The 17,084-nt window shown below is 51.2% G+C and carries 19 protein-coding genes; all 19 read right to left on the bottom strand.

Translation table 11 applies throughout. The features are described from left to right. Positions 1-13: 13 nt before the first annotated feature. Positions 14-1,672 (bottom strand): alanine/glycine:cation symporter family protein, encoded by a 1,659-nt coding sequence (locus G367_RS0121420; RefSeq protein ID WP_020415221.1) that lies wholly within the window; start codon positions 1,670-1,672, stop codon positions 14-16. Between the two features lie 109 nt (positions 1,673-1,781). Next, a complete protein-coding gene (locus G367_RS0121415) occupies positions 1,782-2,807 on the bottom strand; it encodes a D-cysteine desulfhydrase family protein (protein WP_020415220.1) in 1,026 nt (341 codons plus the stop codon). Between the two features lie 338 nt (positions 2,808-3,145). Beyond that, positions 3,146-3,478: a preprotein translocase subunit YajC gene (gene yajC / locus G367_RS0121405; RefSeq protein WP_020415218.1), complete on the bottom strand. Its 333-nt coding sequence runs from the start codon at positions 3,476-3,478 to the stop codon at positions 3,146-3,148. A 111-nt stretch (positions 3,479-3,589) separates the two neighbouring features. Continuing rightward, positions 3,590-4,036, bottom strand: a complete 447-nt coding sequence (locus tag G367_RS0121400) for a helix-turn-helix domain-containing protein (RefSeq protein ID WP_020415217.1) — start codon at positions 4,034-4,036, stop codon at positions 3,590-3,592. A gap of 413 nt (positions 4,037-4,449) precedes the next feature. Continuing rightward, positions 4,450-4,926, bottom strand: coding sequence for a thioredoxin-dependent thiol peroxidase (bcp, locus tag G367_RS0121395; protein WP_020415216.1), 477 nt, complete (start codon positions 4,924-4,926; stop codon positions 4,450-4,452). Between the two features lie 85 nt (positions 4,927-5,011). Next, positions 5,012-5,533 carry a DUF2244 domain-containing protein gene (locus G367_RS0121390; RefSeq protein ID WP_040629442.1) on the bottom strand — a complete coding sequence of 174 codons (522 nt, stop codon included), beginning with the start codon at positions 5,531-5,533 and terminating at the stop codon, positions 5,012-5,014. Between the two features lie 173 nt (positions 5,534-5,706). Next, entirely contained in the window at positions 5,707-6,687 is a 981-nt protein-coding gene (locus G367_RS0121385; protein ID WP_020415214.1) for a malate dehydrogenase, read from the bottom strand. Between the two features lie 131 nt (positions 6,688-6,818). Next, entirely contained in the window at positions 6,819-7,445 is a 627-nt protein-coding gene (locus G367_RS0121380) for a dUTP diphosphatase (RefSeq protein ID WP_020415213.1), read from the bottom strand. A gap of 28 nt (positions 7,446-7,473) precedes the next feature. Further along, positions 7,474-8,250 (bottom strand): TatD family hydrolase, encoded by a 777-nt coding sequence (locus G367_RS0121375; protein WP_020415212.1) that lies wholly within the window; start codon positions 8,248-8,250, stop codon positions 7,474-7,476. Positions 8,251-8,257: 7 nt separating this feature from the next. Then, a complete protein-coding gene (locus tag G367_RS0121370; RefSeq protein WP_020415211.1) occupies positions 8,258-8,611 on the bottom strand; it encodes a PilZ domain-containing protein in 354 nt (117 codons plus the stop codon). A gap of 126 nt (positions 8,612-8,737) precedes the next feature. Then, a complete protein-coding gene (locus G367_RS0121365; protein WP_020415210.1) occupies positions 8,738-9,760 on the bottom strand; it encodes a DNA polymerase III subunit delta' in 1,023 nt (340 codons plus the stop codon). A 78-nt stretch (positions 9,761-9,838) separates the two neighbouring features. Beyond that, positions 9,839-10,462, bottom strand: coding sequence for a dTMP kinase (tmk, locus tag G367_RS0121360; RefSeq protein WP_020415209.1), 624 nt, complete (start codon positions 10,460-10,462; stop codon positions 9,839-9,841). 5 nt (positions 10,463-10,467) lie between these two features. After that, entirely contained in the window at positions 10,468-11,529 is a 1,062-nt protein-coding gene (gene mltG, locus G367_RS0121355; protein ID WP_020415208.1) for an endolytic transglycosylase MltG, read from the bottom strand. After that, complete coding sequence (locus G367_RS25400; protein ID WP_020415207.1) at positions 11,526-12,296, bottom strand: aminotransferase class IV; 771 nt, start codon at positions 12,294-12,296, stop codon at positions 11,526-11,528. The genes mltG and G367_RS25400 overlap by 4 nt, the downstream gene beginning before the upstream one ends. Before the next feature lie 47 nt (positions 12,297-12,343). Continuing rightward, complete coding sequence (gene fabF, locus G367_RS0121345) at positions 12,344-13,585, bottom strand: beta-ketoacyl-ACP synthase II (protein WP_083922843.1); 1,242 nt, start codon at positions 13,583-13,585, stop codon at positions 12,344-12,346. A gap of 191 nt (positions 13,586-13,776) precedes the next feature. Further along, a complete protein-coding gene (acpP, locus tag G367_RS0121340) occupies positions 13,777-14,013 on the bottom strand; it encodes an acyl carrier protein (RefSeq protein ID WP_020415205.1) in 237 nt (78 codons plus the stop codon). 223 nt (positions 14,014-14,236) lie between these two features. Then, complete coding sequence (fabG, locus tag G367_RS0121335; RefSeq protein ID WP_020415204.1) at positions 14,237-14,992, bottom strand: 3-oxoacyl-ACP reductase FabG; 756 nt, start codon at positions 14,990-14,992, stop codon at positions 14,237-14,239. A 46-nt stretch (positions 14,993-15,038) separates the two neighbouring features. Next, positions 15,039-15,983: an ACP S-malonyltransferase gene (gene fabD, locus G367_RS0121330; protein WP_020415203.1), complete on the bottom strand. Its 945-nt coding sequence runs from the start codon at positions 15,981-15,983 to the stop codon at positions 15,039-15,041. Positions 15,984-16,036: 53 nt separating this feature from the next. Then, a complete protein-coding gene (gene plsX / locus G367_RS0121325) occupies positions 16,037-17,083 on the bottom strand; it encodes a phosphate acyltransferase PlsX (RefSeq protein ID WP_020415202.1) in 1,047 nt (348 codons plus the stop codon). Position 17,084 lies beyond the last annotated feature (1 nt).

Below are 17,084 nucleotides of genomic sequence, written 5' to 3'. Positions count from 1 at the left end.
CCTAAGAACCACACTATTTGTGGCTGGGATCCTTCCAGTAATCCTTCACCGTATTCTTCATCTCTTTCGCCAATACGGTAATACCGAACAAGTTGGGCAGAGTCATTATGACAATGGCTACAGCGGATAGATTCCAAATAACAGTCGTATCCTCAATTGCCGCCCAGAAGAAGGCGATAACATACACAATTCTGTATGGCATAACCGCTTTGGGGCCAAATAGGTAGATCATGGAACGATCACCATAGTAAGACCATGCGATTGCGGTAGAGAAAGCGAACAGCAAAATTCCCAGGGTAACAATCAAGCCACCATACTCACCGAAGAAACCGCGCTGGAAAGCCTTATTGGTAAGCGCTACTGAGTGCACCAGGGATTTCCCCCAAATATCCACATCTTCATTGGCAAACTTACCATCCACCACATTAAGTACACCGCTGAATTCATCTTCACCCACCCGGAAATCCAAGTCTTCAGCGATAGAGCGCGCATGGATCAAGGTAAAATCCTGAGCGTTTAGCGGGCGACCATCGGTTACAACCACCGAGCCATTATAGGGTTTCACATCGCTGGGCTGGCTACTGAGGTAGTTAAATAACTGCTTCACCTCCTCGGGGTTACCTTCGTCATAACGCCCTTCCACTACATAAGTATCCGCACCCTCAAACAGGTTTTCATGTTTTTCGCTCCAGACACCGGAAGACAAGATTACCAGGCCGGTCAAGGTACAGATAATGATGGTATCGATAAATGGCTCGAGCAGGGAGACCATGCCCTCGGAAACAGGCTCATCGGCACGCGCAGCGGCGTGAGCAATCGGCGCAGAGCCCTGCCCCGCTTCGTTGGAAAAGAGGCCACGGTTTACACCACGGTTAAAGGCATAGGCGAAGCTGGCTCCCAGGAAGCCCCCTACTGCAGCGCTGCCAGTAAAGGCATCGCGGAAAACGGCCACAAAGGAGGGAACGATATTTTCTATGTTGTAGAAAATCACACCCAGTGCACCAATCACATAGATCAGCGCCATTGCAGGAACAATAGTGGAAGTCACCTTGGCGATTCGGGTAATGCCGCCAATAATCACCATTCCCAACAGGATGGCGAGTACACCACCGGTCAGGGCTTTTTCAATACCAAAGGAGTCATGCATTGCCTGAGCAATATTATTCACCTGAGGCAGGCTTCCAGTACCGAAAGAGCAGATCACTGTAGCAATGGCAAACAAGACTGCCAGCCACTTCATATTGAGGCGGCGCTCCATATAGAACATGGGGCCACCAGCGTAGTAGCCATCTGCGGCTTTAATACGATACTTATGGGAGAGCGTTACTTCGACAAACTTGGTTGTCATACCCAGGAAGGCGGTCATCCACATCCAGAACAGTGCGGCCGGACCACCCAGGAAAATAGCAAGACCTACACCACCAATATTACCGGTACCCACGGTACCGGAAAGCGCGGTAGCCAGGGCCTGGAAGTGCGAGGTATCACCCGGATCACCAGGTTTATCGTATTTACCCTGGACGATCTTGATTGCGTGCCCGAAATAGCGAATTTGCGGGAACCCAAGATAAATGGTGAAAAAGAAACCTACCCCGAGCAACACCCAGGGAAACCAAGGTGCCGAACCGAGCATGCCGTCCAATGACAGCAGCAGTTGATTAAAGGAATCCAAGCTAACCCCCCACTCCTCTGAATTAATTCTGATTGTTTTATATACAGCAACAGCCGTAATTTGTTGCGCAGGTTAGCAGCTTACGCAGCACTAGAACAGTAAAGGGGCGTTAAACCGTTTGAAATGAAAAGTTTTGCCGGTAGGGAAACAAAGCAAATTGTCCGCCAGTGTGAACAAAAACTATATTGCTGCAACCTTCATAGCTACCATTGCGCAACTGATGTAAAAGCCCGTGAAAGGCTTTGCCGGTGTAGACGGGGTCAAGCAAAATTCCCTCGAGGCTGGCCACCTCATTGATTGTCTGGTAGACCTCAGGACCGGCTGCTCCATACCCAGGCCCGATAAAATTCGCATTTACATCAACCTCGAGAGATGAAAGATTGATCTCGTTTCCCGTCAAGCGGCTCCAGTGAAAGATATCCTCGCGAACTTTGTCCTCGAAGTAGGCTGCACTATCACATACTGCGTACCCGGTGACCTTCGTTTTAACTTGAAGCAACTGGCAACCCAGGGTCAAACCTGCCTGAGTTCCACCACTGCCGGTGGCACTTACAATATACTCTGGCTCAAAGCCTTGGCTGTGACAATCCTCTATTAGCTCCTGCGAAGCAGACAGGTACCCCCAAATCCCCAGCCCGTCACTAGCGCCAGTGGGAATACAAAGGGAGCGATGCCCCAGGCCCAGATATTCCTCTTGCCAATAAGCAAAGTTCCTTCCAAGTTCAGCTGTATATTCTTTGGGCGGATAGATGGATACTTTTGCACCAGCGAGATGGTCCAGAAGCAAGTTCCCATCCACTAAAGTATCAGGCTCTCCCCGCAAAATAAGGTGTACTCCAAGCCCTAGGCGCGCACCGACAAGTGCCGTTGTTCGACAGTGGTTGGATTGAATCCCCCCACAGGTAATCAAAGTGTCACAACCCCGGCTGAGTGCCTCTGCCGCTACAAACTCCAGCTTTCGCAGCTTGTTACCAGACATCCCAAATTCAGTCAGATCGTCCCTTTTTACCCAGATTCTGGGGCCACCAAAAGGAAGGGAGTAACGCTCACTGATTCGATCAAGAGGCTGCAGTGGTGTTGGCAGGTTGCCAAGACAAAGGCGCTCAGGCAACTCGACAGGCAGGCTTTTGGGCACAAGAGACTCCTTTTCTATGGACAGGGCTAATATTGGCGTCGTTGCTCTGTCTGTTTTTACAAAATTGCGGTCGTAGAAAGGGTTACTTAAAGACGAAAACAGCCTTCGTCATAATTCGAGTACCCACCTGAATTTTGTATAATTCTGAAAAGCCCATTATTTTTTGGATTATCGCGGGCTTCGATTCACGCTGACTATTAGCTTGCACTGCTCTTCCAAAAGATTTTTTCTATAAGGGATAACATAGAGTGCAAAGAATCAATCTCACAGAAACGAGAAAGCCCGGCAATCGCCGGGCTTTCTCAACTGGACAATTGTAAGATCAAGCCAAAAGGCTATCAGATCTTTTTAATTGTGCCTTTTGGCAAAACAGCGTGAACTGCCACTTTCTGGAATTTCAAGGACATGTTGTCCGCAACTTCCAGAACAATGTAGTCCTCATCCACCTTATCAACACGACCGAGCATACCACTGCTCATCACCACTTCATCACCTTTTTTCAGGGCACCAACCAGCTCCTGGTGCTCCTTTTGACGCTTGCGTTGAGGGCGAATAATAAAAAACCACATGAACGCGAACAGGCCTGCAAACATCAGCAAGGTAATCATTGGATTACCTTGTGGTGCCGGCGCTGCCTGCTGTGCCATCGCAGAGGGAATAAAAAAGCTCATGCAAAACCTCAAAGAGTCAGCCTATAAAATTGCCGCCAACTCTAACGGGTTTACCCCGTCGAGGCAACGGATCGGGCCGACCAGAGCAAGATCGGCCAAACCAATTTCCACTTAAAAGCGCTGGCGAACCTGGCGTCGATAGCCAGTAGGCGACATACCGGTCCAACGTTTAAAAGCGCTGGTAAAGCTGGTTCTGTCGGAGAAATCCAGAATTCTTGAAATTCCATCAACACTGAGCGCAGTATCCTTCAGGAAGTGCACTGCATGGCGAAAACGCACATGATCGCGCAGTGAGGCGAAGCTCAGATTGTGCTCTTGTAAACGACGCTGCAGTGTCCGGGTAGACATGCTTAAGTCGGAAGCAACGGGGCGAATTGCGAGAGAGGCCTTACCGATGCGCTGCTCAAGCACATCGATCACTCTGGCAGCAATGCCAAAGCTGGTAGCCTCGGGGGGAGCCAGCAGCTGGTCGAGGATATTCGGATCACCGGATATCCTAGCCTGCTGAAGGGATTTATCTTCAGAGAGCGAAGTCTGGTCGGGCTGAGTATGGTTCATCGAGCTGCTCCTTTTGAGTTCCGTGAGCCGCAGTTATTTTTCTATGTCCGCATCAAGCGAATCCCGATTGCCCCTGCCCACTCCAACACCAACTTCTTCAGCGGGCTACCACTCGATGCGGGATGCACCAAAAACAGACATCGAATCCTTCACAGAGATGTACAATTTTTAAACTAACCGCTCCGGCAATACCCCACAGAGACACACTCTCTCGCCGGCGCACCTTTCCTTTACAACGACCAGTATAGACCAAGAATTGAGAATGCAAGGGACGACAGCGGTTTTTTTCATCTTATTGTGCTGTATAGGGCAGAAATACATGGCTGCAGTGCTCGTTTTCCATGCCAAACACCAAAAAGCAGGGCCCAGAGGCACCCAGAGCACCCGCTAAACTATCACTTGCGCCGAATTAACTAATCAAGATTCTCCCCAATCCAGTTAAGGACATCCTCGCTGTGAGTCTTGGTTTTGACTTTATCAATGATATGACGCAAGCGGCCGGTCTGATCAATAATAAAGGTAGTTCTGATCAAGCCCATGTATTCCTTACCCATAAATTTCTTCAAGCCCCAGCAGCCATACTTGTCCGCGATCTTATGATCTTCATCAGACAGGAGGTCAAAATTGAGTTCGTGCTTGTCGATAAAACGTTGCAGCTTGGCTTCTGGATCCGGGCTGACTCCGAGAACCACAGTATTAAGTTTTTCAAAGTCACTACTACTATCGCGGATACCACAGGCTTGGGTGGTACAACCTGGCGTCAGAGCTTTCGGGTAGAAATAAAGCACAACATTACTTTTGTCACGAAAGTCTTTAAGAGAAACCTTCTCACCACTTTGGTTGGTAAGAGTAAAAGCCGGTGCTAAATTGCCGATTTTGGGAAAAGCCATAAGAAATCCCCTGGGGAGTAGTTACAAATAATGTCGGGGATTATATCGAAAAGTGGATAGGGAGGACGCCAGTACTGCTGAGAAATCAGAATTGACGCAAGTGAAACTCCTGCTCCTTGCGAGCAATGATACCGATCCGACCCAGCTTCTGTACCAGCTCAGCCTTCTCCGCATCAGTGAGGAACTCCCCCACTTCCAGGCAGCCCTCAGGCCCACTGAAGCTCACTTTAGCCGGTTCAGCGGAGCTCGCCCCCATACGAACAAGAAGGGCCAGCTTATCTCGGGAAAACTCGCGGTGGTAAACACTCTGCTGCCTAAAGCCCTTACAGCAATCAAAAACCACCTGCTCATTATTAATTCGTATAACCTCACGACGTGTTCCCTCCATGCACACGTAGGCAAACAAAACCCCCAACAGCAGGATCTCAAGGCCGGCAAATGGCAGGATCATCCAGGCTCCAGCAAAGGCAAAGGCAAAGCTAATGCCCAAGGAGACTGCAACAAGAGAGAAAAACACCCATAAGTTGCCAGAAACCGACAGGGATTGATTCGGCTGTAAGAGAATACAGGCACAGCGGGAGGAGTGGCGGCCGACTTCTGTGACCATAGCAAACGCTTCCGACAAACACTTAACAATCAGTGTAGTGCCAGCATCCCAAGCCCACATCCGGCGGGCGACTCATTGGTTCAACCTTTAAGTCACACCATAAAAAAACCCGCACTAGCTGTGCGGGTTTTTAATGCCACCCTGTCTAACGACAGGCTGTCAATTCATTGCGATTATGGCAGCAGGTGAGCTACTGCATCACGCTCTTCCGCCAGCTCCTGCTCTGTAGCAGCCATTTTCTCGCGGGAGAATTCGTTGATTTCTACACCTTGCACGATTTCCCAGTCGCCGCCTTTACAGGTGCAAGGGAAGGAGTAAATCAAACCTTCTTGAATACCGTAGGAACCATCGCTGTAAACAGCCATGCTGGTCCAATCGCCTTCAGCAGTACCCAACGCCCAATCGCGCATATGGTCAATAGCGGCGTTAGCGGCGGAAGCGGCAGAAGATGCACCGCGTGCCTTGATGATAGCGGCACCGCGCTGCTGCACGGTTGGGATAAAGTCGTTCTCGTACCAGTCTTGCTCCACTTTATCCATTGCCGGGGTGCCAGATACTTTAACCTGGTGAAGGTCTGGATACTGAGTGGAGGAATGGTTGCCCCAGATGGTCATGTGGGTAATGTCATTAACACTGGACTCAGTCTTATTGGCCAGTTGCGACAATGCGCGATTATGGTCCAGACGGGTCATAGCGGTAAAATTGCGTGGATCCAGGTCCGGCGCATTGCGCTGGGCAATCAAGGCATTGGTATTAGCCGGGTTGCCAACAACCAGAACTTTTACGTTGCGAGAGGCAACATCGTTCAGGGCCTTGCCCTGCGCGGAAAAAATTGCAGCGTTGGCTTCCAATAAGTCCTTACGCTCCATGCCCGGTCCACGGGGGCGCGCACCTACGAGCAGAGCGTAGTCAGCGTCTTTGAACGCAACAGTAGCGTCATCGCTCTGTACAATACCCGCGAGCAGCGGGAAAGCACAGTCTTCGAGCTCCATGGCAACGCCTTTTAGCGCTTCCAATGCCGGAGTGATTTCCAACAGCTGCAAAATAACTGGTTGATCTTTACCCAGCATCTCGCCGGAAGCAATACGGAACAGCAGCGAATAGCTGATCTGACCGGCGGCGCCGGTAACAGCAACACGAACAGGTGCTTTCACGATAGTTCTCCTCGTTTGTAAGCGGCCGCATTATAGGGCCTCGTGTGCAAATTTCACCTCAAGCGATAGAATTACTGGCTCAATTTCTTGGTGAATTTCTTTATCGTCCAACCAACGCATTAAAAGAACGATTATGCCAGTGCAATTTCTCGATAACGCTCTTGTAGAGAGCAATAGACCTGGTCACTGTAATCCGCCGCAGAAGGATCGAGCTGCCCGGCAATTTCTGCCAGGTGTTCATTGTCTTCTCGACCAGCCCAGTTCTTTATATAAGTGCCTTCTTTATAACCGTTATCCTGACGAAAACGGTTGAGTACATTTTTGCCAACATATCGCTGGTACAGTTCAGCAAAGGGCATTGCCACATCTGCAAGTAATTGTGCAAAACCACCCAGATCGAACTGCTTACTGGCCAAAGTATTGAGCGTGAAAGATTCCAGGTTCTCGCGAAAATCACCTGGGGCCCGCAATCCCTTTTCTATTTCACCCAGCATAGTTTCAGCCACTTTCTCAGGTGACCCCTGCTGCAACTCCAGGCTAAGACCAAAGTGCCAAATATCTACCAGCTCAAGCTTTACTTGGTCAATTTCCGGCTGTTGTTTTTTCCACCACTTCCAGCCATAGTGATCAAGTAACTCTGCACTCTCTACCCAGATCGCCCGGTACCAGGCAAAATTCTGGGCCCGCCAATTTTCATTGACCACGGTATTAATTTCATCTTGCAGGGTCAGCATGACCTGCAACTGCTGCTTCATCATTCGGGTACTTCCTATAGTCGGGATCAGGCTAGGCTGCCCGCGGGAATAATCTGAAAAAGTTTTCTGTAGTTATTTCAGCCAGCTGTTCGTAGGGGATGCCACGCAACTCGGCAATAAATTCTGCCACCTCACGCACATATGCTGGAATATTGGCTTTGCCCCGGTAGGGAACCGGCGCTAAGTAAGGAGAATCAGTCTCCACCAGCAAGCGGTCCAGTGGTAGCTTACGCGCAACATCGCGCAGCTCCCCAGCATTCTTGAAGGTGACAATACCAGACAGAGAGATGTAGTAGTTAAGATCCAAGGCGGATCTTGCCATCTCCCAGTTTTCGGTGAAACAGTGCAGTACACCAGCTGTTTCCAGGTTTCCATGTGTACGGATCAAATCGATAGTATCTTCACGTGCATCGCGGGTATGCACAATTACCGGTAATTGCGCACTCCCTGCAGCCTGTAAATGAGCGATAAAACTCTGCTGCTGAACATCTTTGGTTTCTGTACTGTAATAGTAGTCAAGGCCGGTCTCTCCCAACGCTACCACATTGGGACGTTCGGCCATTGCTATCAACTTGTCAACACCGGCCAAACCAGATTCCACATCGAGCGGATGGATACCTACCGAGCAGACAACATCGCGGTAGCGAGAAGCGATTTCAACAACTGCGTCGGCATTATCGAGGCTGATGCCAACACAAAGGAACTTACCAACACCACGATCGCGCGCCAATTCAAGCACCGCATCGAGGTCACCATCAAATTTATCGAGCTTTAACCTGTCCAAGTGACAGTGAGAATCTACGAGCATGTGTAAGTTACAACGTATGAGTGGGTCGGCTGGACTCAAGCGTACCGGCCAAATAGGTTTCTATCTTGTTTTGCGCAATATTATCTTTATCGCCAAACTGAACCCCAATCCCGGGAGTTCTGTTACCCTGGGCTCCATTCGGAGTAATCCAAATCACCTTACCTGCCACCGGGATCTTTTCCGGCTCATCCATTAGGCTCAGCAGCAGGAACACTTCATCGCCAAGACTGTAAGATTTATCGGTACTGATAAATAAGCCACCATTCTTCACAAAGGGCATATAAGCCGCGTAGAGAACTGACTTGTCTTGAATCTTCAGCGATAGGATGCCGTTGCGGGCACCGCCTCCCATGGCTTTCATGCTCAACCTCAATGTTCTTCAATGATGCGCTAACTTATCTGAGCGTACTGATTCTGTCCAGAAACAGCGCTTTTTCATCTTTTTCGCACCTGTAATTATAAATTTGCAACCTACTGAAAAGCGGCACTAGACAGTAAAGAGCCTTGCCCAGCGAATCATCAACTCCTCAAGCAGCAGGCGACGATTGGGGTTAGCCCCGCTCTTTAACCCTTTGCGCGCTTGCAGTAGGTGATCATAGAACCCAAAGAGAGGACGCAAACCCTCCTCCCCACCACCAGGTAAACGCTGTAAAAGCGCCATTAATTGGGCATCACCGGTCAAATCACAACTGCGTACCTGGGCCATTTGCGAGATCCACTGCTGCCAAAACTGCAGAAGCTGCTCTATTTCTGTGCACTCCGGAGGAGCCTCCCAACGCCCGGCAACTGCAACAGCACTGGTGCGCCCTTCAGCAATACTCGTGAGCTCCCGCAGGAACTTTTCACGTACTTCACGGGCTTGGGGCTCTGCCAACTCAGCCGCCAACAGGGGCGCACCACCAGACAGAGCCAGCGCACGCCGTGCCAGCTGTTCTTCCAGGCCTTGATTGTGCAGCCACTGCAAAGCCACTTCCTCTGCTGGAGAGGGAAAAGTAATCGACTGACAACGGCTGCGGATCGTTGGCAACAGCCCAGCAGGAGAATCACTAATCAGCAAAAAAATAACCGATGCCGCCGGTTCTTCAAGATTTTTTAGCAGGGCATTAGCAGCATTGATATTCATCGCTTCCGCCGGTGCCAGCCAGACCAACCGCGCCCCACCGCGGCCACTAGTCCGCGAGACAAAATCACCCAATTGGCGAACCTGCTCCACCTTAAGTGGAGAACCGGCTTTTTCCGGTTCTATTCTCAGGAAGTCTGGGTGGGAACCAGCCTGCCACAAGCGGCAATCTTTACAGCCTCCACAAGCCTGGCCACCCTGCGGTTGTTCACACAACACCAACGCAGAAAAAGCTTCAGCAAATGCGCGTTTACCCAGGCCAGCCTGCCCTGTTAGCAGTAAAGCATGTGGGCAGCGCCCTGCCCGCCACTGGGCTCCAATGCGCTGCCACTGCAAGGCCTGCCAGGGCAACAGCTCGGGGATAGGTATATGTTGAAATGTTTCAGACACTGACAATTGCCAAGTTTAGATCCAGGAAATTTTTTTAAATGAACACGCCCACTTTGCCAAAGAAAGCGGATATCCGAATCAAATCAGCAGGCGCTCCAGCTCCTGGCCAAGATCCCGCTGGACCTGCTGCAGGGGCTGTCCGGCGTCAATGATGGCGTAGCGGGAAGGTGAAGCCTCGGCACGTTTGCGATAGGCGTGACGCACTCGTTGAAAGAAGCCCAAATGCTCACTTTCAAAACGATCGGCAGCACCGGTATTCGCTGCTCGTTGCAAGCCAATCTCCGGATCGAGGTCCAAAAGCAATACTTTGTCGGGACGCAATGTACCCTGTACAGTATTTTCCAGTTGTTCAATCAGTGGCCGGTCCAGTTGGCGACCACCACCCTGGTACGCATAAGTGGCATCTGTAAAGCGATCACAGATTACCCACTCACCACGCTCCAGCGCAGGTAGGATAACCTGGGCCAGATGTTGGGCACGTGCTGCGAACACCATCAGCAGCTCAGCGGTCGGATTCACAGGCTCTTCACGCTTCGCCAGGAGCAATTCTCTCAACTGTTCTGCCAAAGGCGTACCGCCAGGCTCACGGGTTTGAATAAACGGAATATTACGGTCTGTTAACCATTGGGTAATAAATTTCAGGTTGGTAGATTTACCAACACCTTCACCCCCTTCCAGGGTTATAAATTTTCCGCGCGACACTGTAACTAATTTCCTTTTGCTGGACTGGAGCGGTAATCCGCTCGTCGCTTCAGCTGATACTCTCGCACTGCACGGTTGTGCTCTGTCAGAGTTGTCGAAAAATGATGGGAGCCATCCCCCTTCCCCACAAAGTAAAGACTCCTGCCCGGCTTCGGGTTTAATGCAGCCCTAATAGCTGCACGTCCAGGCAAAGCAATCGGTGTAGGTGGAAGCCCATCGATTACATAAGTATTGTAAGGAGTTGATTGGCGCAAATGGGCGCGGGTGAGATTACCATCATAATCCTCTCCCAGCCCATAAATCACGGTGGGGTCTGTCTGCAACCTCATTCCCTTGTGCAACCGGCGAACAAAAACCCCCGCAATCTCGCTGCGCTCGGAAGGCTGCCCGGTTTCCTTCTCTATCAGCGAAGCCATAATCAATGCCTCGTAGGGGGACTTGTAAGGAAGGTCATCCCCTTTAGCCTGCCACTCTTCCTCGAGAACCTGCCGCATACGCTCATAAGCTTCTCGCAGGAGTTCGATATCGGTAGTACCGGATCGGTAAACATAAGTATCCGGGAAGATCCACCCTTCCACAGCGCCTTCGTCAAGCCCCAGTGCTTTAGCTGCAGCGCTGACAGTTCTGCCCGCTTCAGATTTTACAATATTCCGCCCGGACCTGATTTTTTCCAGGGCTTGTCGAAACGTCCAGCCCTCAACCAGAGTCACCCGGTAACTGGTGACCTCTCCTCTATTCAGGCGCGCAATCAGATCCATAGCAGTACTACCGTGGGGCACCAGATATTCCCCGGAGTGAATATCGGTTTTACCTTCCCAGTAGGCGTAGGCGAGAACCAGGCGCGGCCAGTTGATTACACCTTTGGTCTTCAACTCCCGGAGGGTTTTCGAAAGACTACCGCCCTTTTCTACCTGCAACTGTAAACCGCTTTCCTGCAGCTGAAGCGGTGTCGCCAAGGCTGCCTGCAGCACCCATGCAGAAGCTGCCACCAGCACGCACGCCAGGAGAACGCTGGCAAAAAAGGCCTTCCATAACTTACCGAGGGCGCCGGCCCGCTTTTTCTTCACCACAATGCTTCCACGATCAACTGCTGTAACCTCCGCGCACCAGGTCCTATCGACCAACTTTTATAGCCAATAATCTCGACAACAGGTATTACTCCGCGAACACTGTTGCACAGGACCACTTCATCTGCCTCACAAAATGTCTCGATGTTCATATCCTGCTCCTGCCACCGGATATGACCGGAAAGCCAATCCAGCATAACCCCATGAACACCACACCTGGTCAAATTTGGAGTTACCCAGGTATTTCCAAATCTCGCCAAGAGATTACAGCGCAGGCTCTCAATTACTCGGCCCGAATCATCAAATATCAAACCGTCGAGGCGTTCACCATCAGGCAGCTCGGCTCTCGCAGCATTATATCGACTGCGATCCAAAAATTTGCAGCCCAAGTTCTTACTTTCCGAGCTGAGCAGCCTAGTGCGGCAAGGATACAGGCGAGCACCAAGCTCCTCTTCAAGACCGCGCACCAGGGGCAGGAAAGCTAAGTCCCAGCACTCACGCCCATCGACAAACCCTACACGAAGTCGTGCAACTGCTGCATTTTGACTACATTTAGCAGCCAATTTTTTAATAAAGCGGTCAATATCAGAAAGAAGCAGTGCGCTGAGGGCAGAGCTGCGTACCAGCCGAGATCGGTGTAGAGACCACAGCGGCAGACTTCCGTTGTGACAACGCATGGTTTCGAGGATTCCATTTGCATAGTCACTATCGGGCACCAGTTCGCTAGCCCGGCGCCCTTTTCGGTAGAACTGCGGCAACTTGGACATACTCTCCTCGGGGTGAGAGTTGCCCGCCCTACGGCGGGCAGGCAGGGTCAGATTCGCTTAAAAATCAGCGAGCCATTAGTGCCACCAAACCCGAAGGAGTTGGATAACACAGACTCAATGGCTGTTGGCTGCGCCTCTTGGGGCACTAAATTAATATCGGCGCACGCCTCATCTGGTTCATAGAGGTTCATCGTGGGCGGGGCTATTTGGTCACGTAGCGCCAACACAGAGAATACCGCTTCGATCGCACCGGCAGCGCCCAAAAGGTGACCTGTCATAGACTTAGTGGAGCTAACAGCTAGTTTTTCAGTGTTACCTGCAAAAACCTTCTGAACAGCCTCGATTTCCGCTTTATCCCCCAGAGGAGTGGAGGTGCCATGGGCATTGATATACTGGATCTCATCAGCATTCATGCCTGCATCCTTGAGCGCATTCTGCATAGATAGCGCCGCACCCGCACCATCTTCCGGTGGCGACGTCATGTGGTGGGCATCACCACTCATACCAAAACCGCTCAATTCCGCATAGATATTCGCACCACGTGCTTTGGCATGCTCATACTCTTCCAGCACAAGTACTGCAGCCCCCTCACCCAGAACAAAACCATCCCGGCCTTTGTCCCAAGGACGGCTGGCAGTTTGGGGATCATCGTTACGTGTCGAGAGCGCCCTAGCTGCACAGAATCCACCGAGCCCGACAGGAGTGGTCACCATTTCTGCACCACCACACACCATCACATCGGCATCACCATACTGAATCGTACGCATGCCAAGGCCCAACGCATGAGTGCCTGTTGTACACGCCGTGGTCACCGCAAGGTTCGGCCCACGCAGGCCGTACTTAATAGACAGATTACCAGCGACCATATTAATAATGGCACCAGGCACAAAGAAAGGCGATACGCGGCGAGGTCCCTTCTCCGCAATTAACATCGCATTGTCTTCGATGGCCATAATGCCACCCATTCCGGAGCCAATGCAGGTCCCCATGCGCTGGGCACCCTCGCCACTCACCTCCAGACCACTATCCCGCATAGCCTGGATACCTGCAATCAAACCGTATTGCAGAAAAGTATCCATCTTGCGCGCATCTTTCGCGGGCATATAAGGAGTGGGATCGAAATCTTTTACCGTAGCTGCAAAGCGGGTTGAGAAAGCTGAAACATCAAAGGTTTCTATCGGAGCTGCGCCAATGGCCCCCTTCAGAATGCCAGACCAAGTTTCTCCTACGGTGTTACCCAACGGGCTGACTACGCCCATTCCGGTTACAACAACTCTTCTGTGCGACACTGCGGTCCCCCCGAAACTCTTGCGGCCGCTGCACTCCCCCCGTACGGTGAGGGAAACAACATTCGGCCAGCAGTCACAATTCCATAGTGCTCATAAAAAGAGAGCCGCGCTATGTAACATAGAACGGCTCTCAGAATCGCTTGGCTACGTACAGACACTATGCTGTTCGCGCCTAAACTACCCAGCAGGAATTAACCAAGGTTGTCCTTGATATAATCCATTGCCAGCTGAACAGTAGTGATTTTTTCGGCTTCTTCGTCAGGGATTTCAGTTTCGAATTCCTCTTCCAAAGCCATAACCAGCTCAACTGTGTCGAGTGAGTCCGCGCCCAGATCTTCAACAAAAGAGGCTTCAGGCTTTACGTCTTCTTCCTTCACGCCCAGTTGTTCAGCAACGATCTTTTTAACGCGCTCTTCAATGCTGCTCATGATTCAATTTAACTCCTAGTGGGTAAAAATCTGTTTTAGTCGTTATTGTTATTTCACCAACTTAATTGACGGTGATAACGACCGGCTCACACAGCTTTTGGATAATTCAGAGGCCATTGTACCCCAAGTTTTTAGGGATGTAATGTACGGCCCTGCACCACCATCAGCAAATAACAAAATACTCCTAAAATCAATGAGTTAAAGAAGTATTTTTAAACAAACATCAGGTCATGTACATGCCGCCATTGACATGAATTGTCTCACCAGTGACATATCCTCCGGCATCGCTTGCCAGGAAGGCTACCACAGATGCGATTTCTTCGGGCTGACCAAGACGGCCCAAGGGGATTTTACCAAGTAGCGCTTCGCGCTGAGCTTCTGGCAACACCTTGGTCATATCTGTATCAATAAAACCCGGAGCCACAGTATTTACGGTAATTCCACGAGAACCAATCTCGGCTGCAAGGGACCGCGCAAAACCAGCAACACCCGCTTTAGTAGCCGCATAATTGCTTTGTCCGGCATTACCCATGCTACCGACTACAGAGCTGATATTAATAATTCGCCCCCAGCGAGCCCTGGTCATATCCCGCAAGCAGGTTTTGGTCATACGAAAAACTGCAGATAAGTTAGTTTCAACAACAGAATCCCACTCATCGTCCTTCATGCGCATCAGCAGGTTATCTTTAGTGATACCTGCGTTATTTACCAAAATCGTTGGCACGTCAAAGTCATTCTTTATGGCAGCATGAAGTCCGGCAATACTCTCCGCACTGGTAACATCAAGCACCATACCAGCTCCCTTGATGCCCTTTTCAGCAAAGCGCGTGCTAATTTTTTCAGCACCGCCTTCACTGGTGGCAGTGCCGACCACTGTTGCCCCCAGGCTACCCAACATATCTGCAATTGCCGCACCAATACCGCGGCTGGCACCGGTAACCAGGGCTACTTTGCCCTCCAGGGAAATCATTAGGCTCATACTCGCTTTATCCTTATTCAACCAATGGCAGTCGCCAAAACACTACTCAGACCGCTGTAGCTCTCAGTGCCTCATTGAAATTACTGGGGCTGTCGATGTTGTGGCAAGCAACACTGCGATCAATACGCTTTGTCAGTCCAGCCAGCACCTTGCCTGGCCCACACTCAACCAACTGCGCAGCGCCATCGGCGATAATCTTGCGGGTACATGCAGTCCAGCGTACCGGGCGATAGATTTGCTCAATCATTAGAGCCTTAATTGCCGCAGGATCTGATTCAACTCCCGCATGCACATTGTGCACAACCGGAATTTCAGGTGTGTTAAATCCCGCCGCTTCAATCTGGGGAGCAAGCTTCTCCGCCGCTGGGCGCATCAACTCTGTGTGGAACGGGGCACTTACCGGCAGGGGCATTGCTTTCTTAGCGCCGGCAGCCTTGCAGGCCTCTATAGCACGATCAACCGCTGCGCTATTGCCGGCAATCACTATTTGCCCAGGAGAGTTGTAATTTACAGCGGAAACCACCTCACCTTCTGCAGCACTGGCACAAGCAGCTTCCACAGCCTCATCTTCGAGACCTATCACTGCAGCCATAGCACCTGTACCCACAGGAACCGCTTCCTGCATCAAACGACCGCGCTCCCGAACAAGATGCACTGCATCTTTAAAGACCAGCACTCCAGCACAAACCAGGGCAGACCACTCCCCCAGGCTATGCCCCGCCATACGAGCAGGCTGGGCTCCCCCACGGGCACGCCACAGGCGATACAGGGCTACACTGGAAGTCAAAAGAAGAGGCTGGGTGCGCTGAGTGAGATTGATCGCCTCTTGCTCACCGTTCTGGCAGAGATCCCACAGATCATAACCAAGAACCTCTGAAGCTTCGGCGAAAGTGGCCTGGATTTCGGGAGCCTCTTGAGCAATCTCAGAAAGCATACCGATCTTCTGAGATCCCTGCCCCGGAAAGACAAATGCAAGCGCAGCATTGGTCATAAGATATCCTTAAACCTATTTGGCAAATTTCAGTAGGAGGGGGAACGTACTTCCTACCCCATTTCCTTTGAGTTTCGCTCGCCAGCCTGGGCCATAGCGGCACCAACCTTGGCGGCCAGGTTGGCATCAGCACATTCCTTCGCCGTCACCATTGCCCGGTAAAAAGCCTCGCTACTGGCTCCTCCGTGACTTTTGATCACGTTGCCCTTCACCCCTACAAAGCTGGCGCCATTATAGCGAGCGGGTTCCACCTGTGTACGCCATTTTCGCAACAGCTTTATGGCTAATTGGCCAAAAAAACGCTTGAAACACCCCTTTTTCTCGATAGTGAACGCTTTTTGACCCATTAGTCGAATCACACCCTCAGCGGACTTCATCGCCACATTTCCCATCAACCCATCGCAGACAACCACATCGACAGAACCGGTAAATATGTCGTGCCCTTCCACAAAGCCCACATAGTTGACCTCTGGATCCGCCTCAAGCAGCTCTGAAGCGCGACGAATCTCAGCAGTCCCTTTGTGTGCCTCCGAGCCAATATTCAGTAAAGCGACCTCAATACTCTCGCGGGGGATAGCCGTATGAATGTGCTGAGCCTCAATACCCATACGCGCAAACTGCAACAAATCTTCCGCGCTACAACCAACATTCGCACCGAGGTCCAAAAGATAGCAGGAGCCGTGGCCGGAAGGGACCGATTTGCCCAGCGCGGGCTTTCGAACGCCATCAATATTACCCAGTATGCTACGACTCAGGGCCAACAGCGCGCCGGTATTTCCCGAGGTAACCATAGCCTGGGCATCACCACTGGCAACCGCCTTCAAGGCTTCTGCCATAGTGGAGCCACGCTTGCGTCGCACGGCCTGCAGCGGATTACACTCTTGCGTAACAACCTGGGTGCAATCGACTATTTCAAGACGGTTAGAAAATCGGGTTTTGTGAAACTCAAGGATCAGAGTCTCAAGCTGCGCGCGAGGACCAAATAACTTCAGCTGCGCATTGGGGAAATTTTGAAGAAATCTAATACAGGCCGGAACGACAGAGCGGGGACCTAAGTCCCCGCCCATTGCATCCACGGCCAATCGCAATTGGCTGGACAAG

The organism is Microbulbifer variabilis ATCC 700307, from assembly GCF_000380565.1.
Taxonomy (GTDB): domain Bacteria; phylum Pseudomonadota; class Gammaproteobacteria; order Pseudomonadales; family Cellvibrionaceae; genus Microbulbifer; species Microbulbifer variabilis.
The sequence above is the reverse complement of the archived record's forward strand: the minus strand, read 5'-3'. Positions and strand labels throughout refer to the sequence as shown.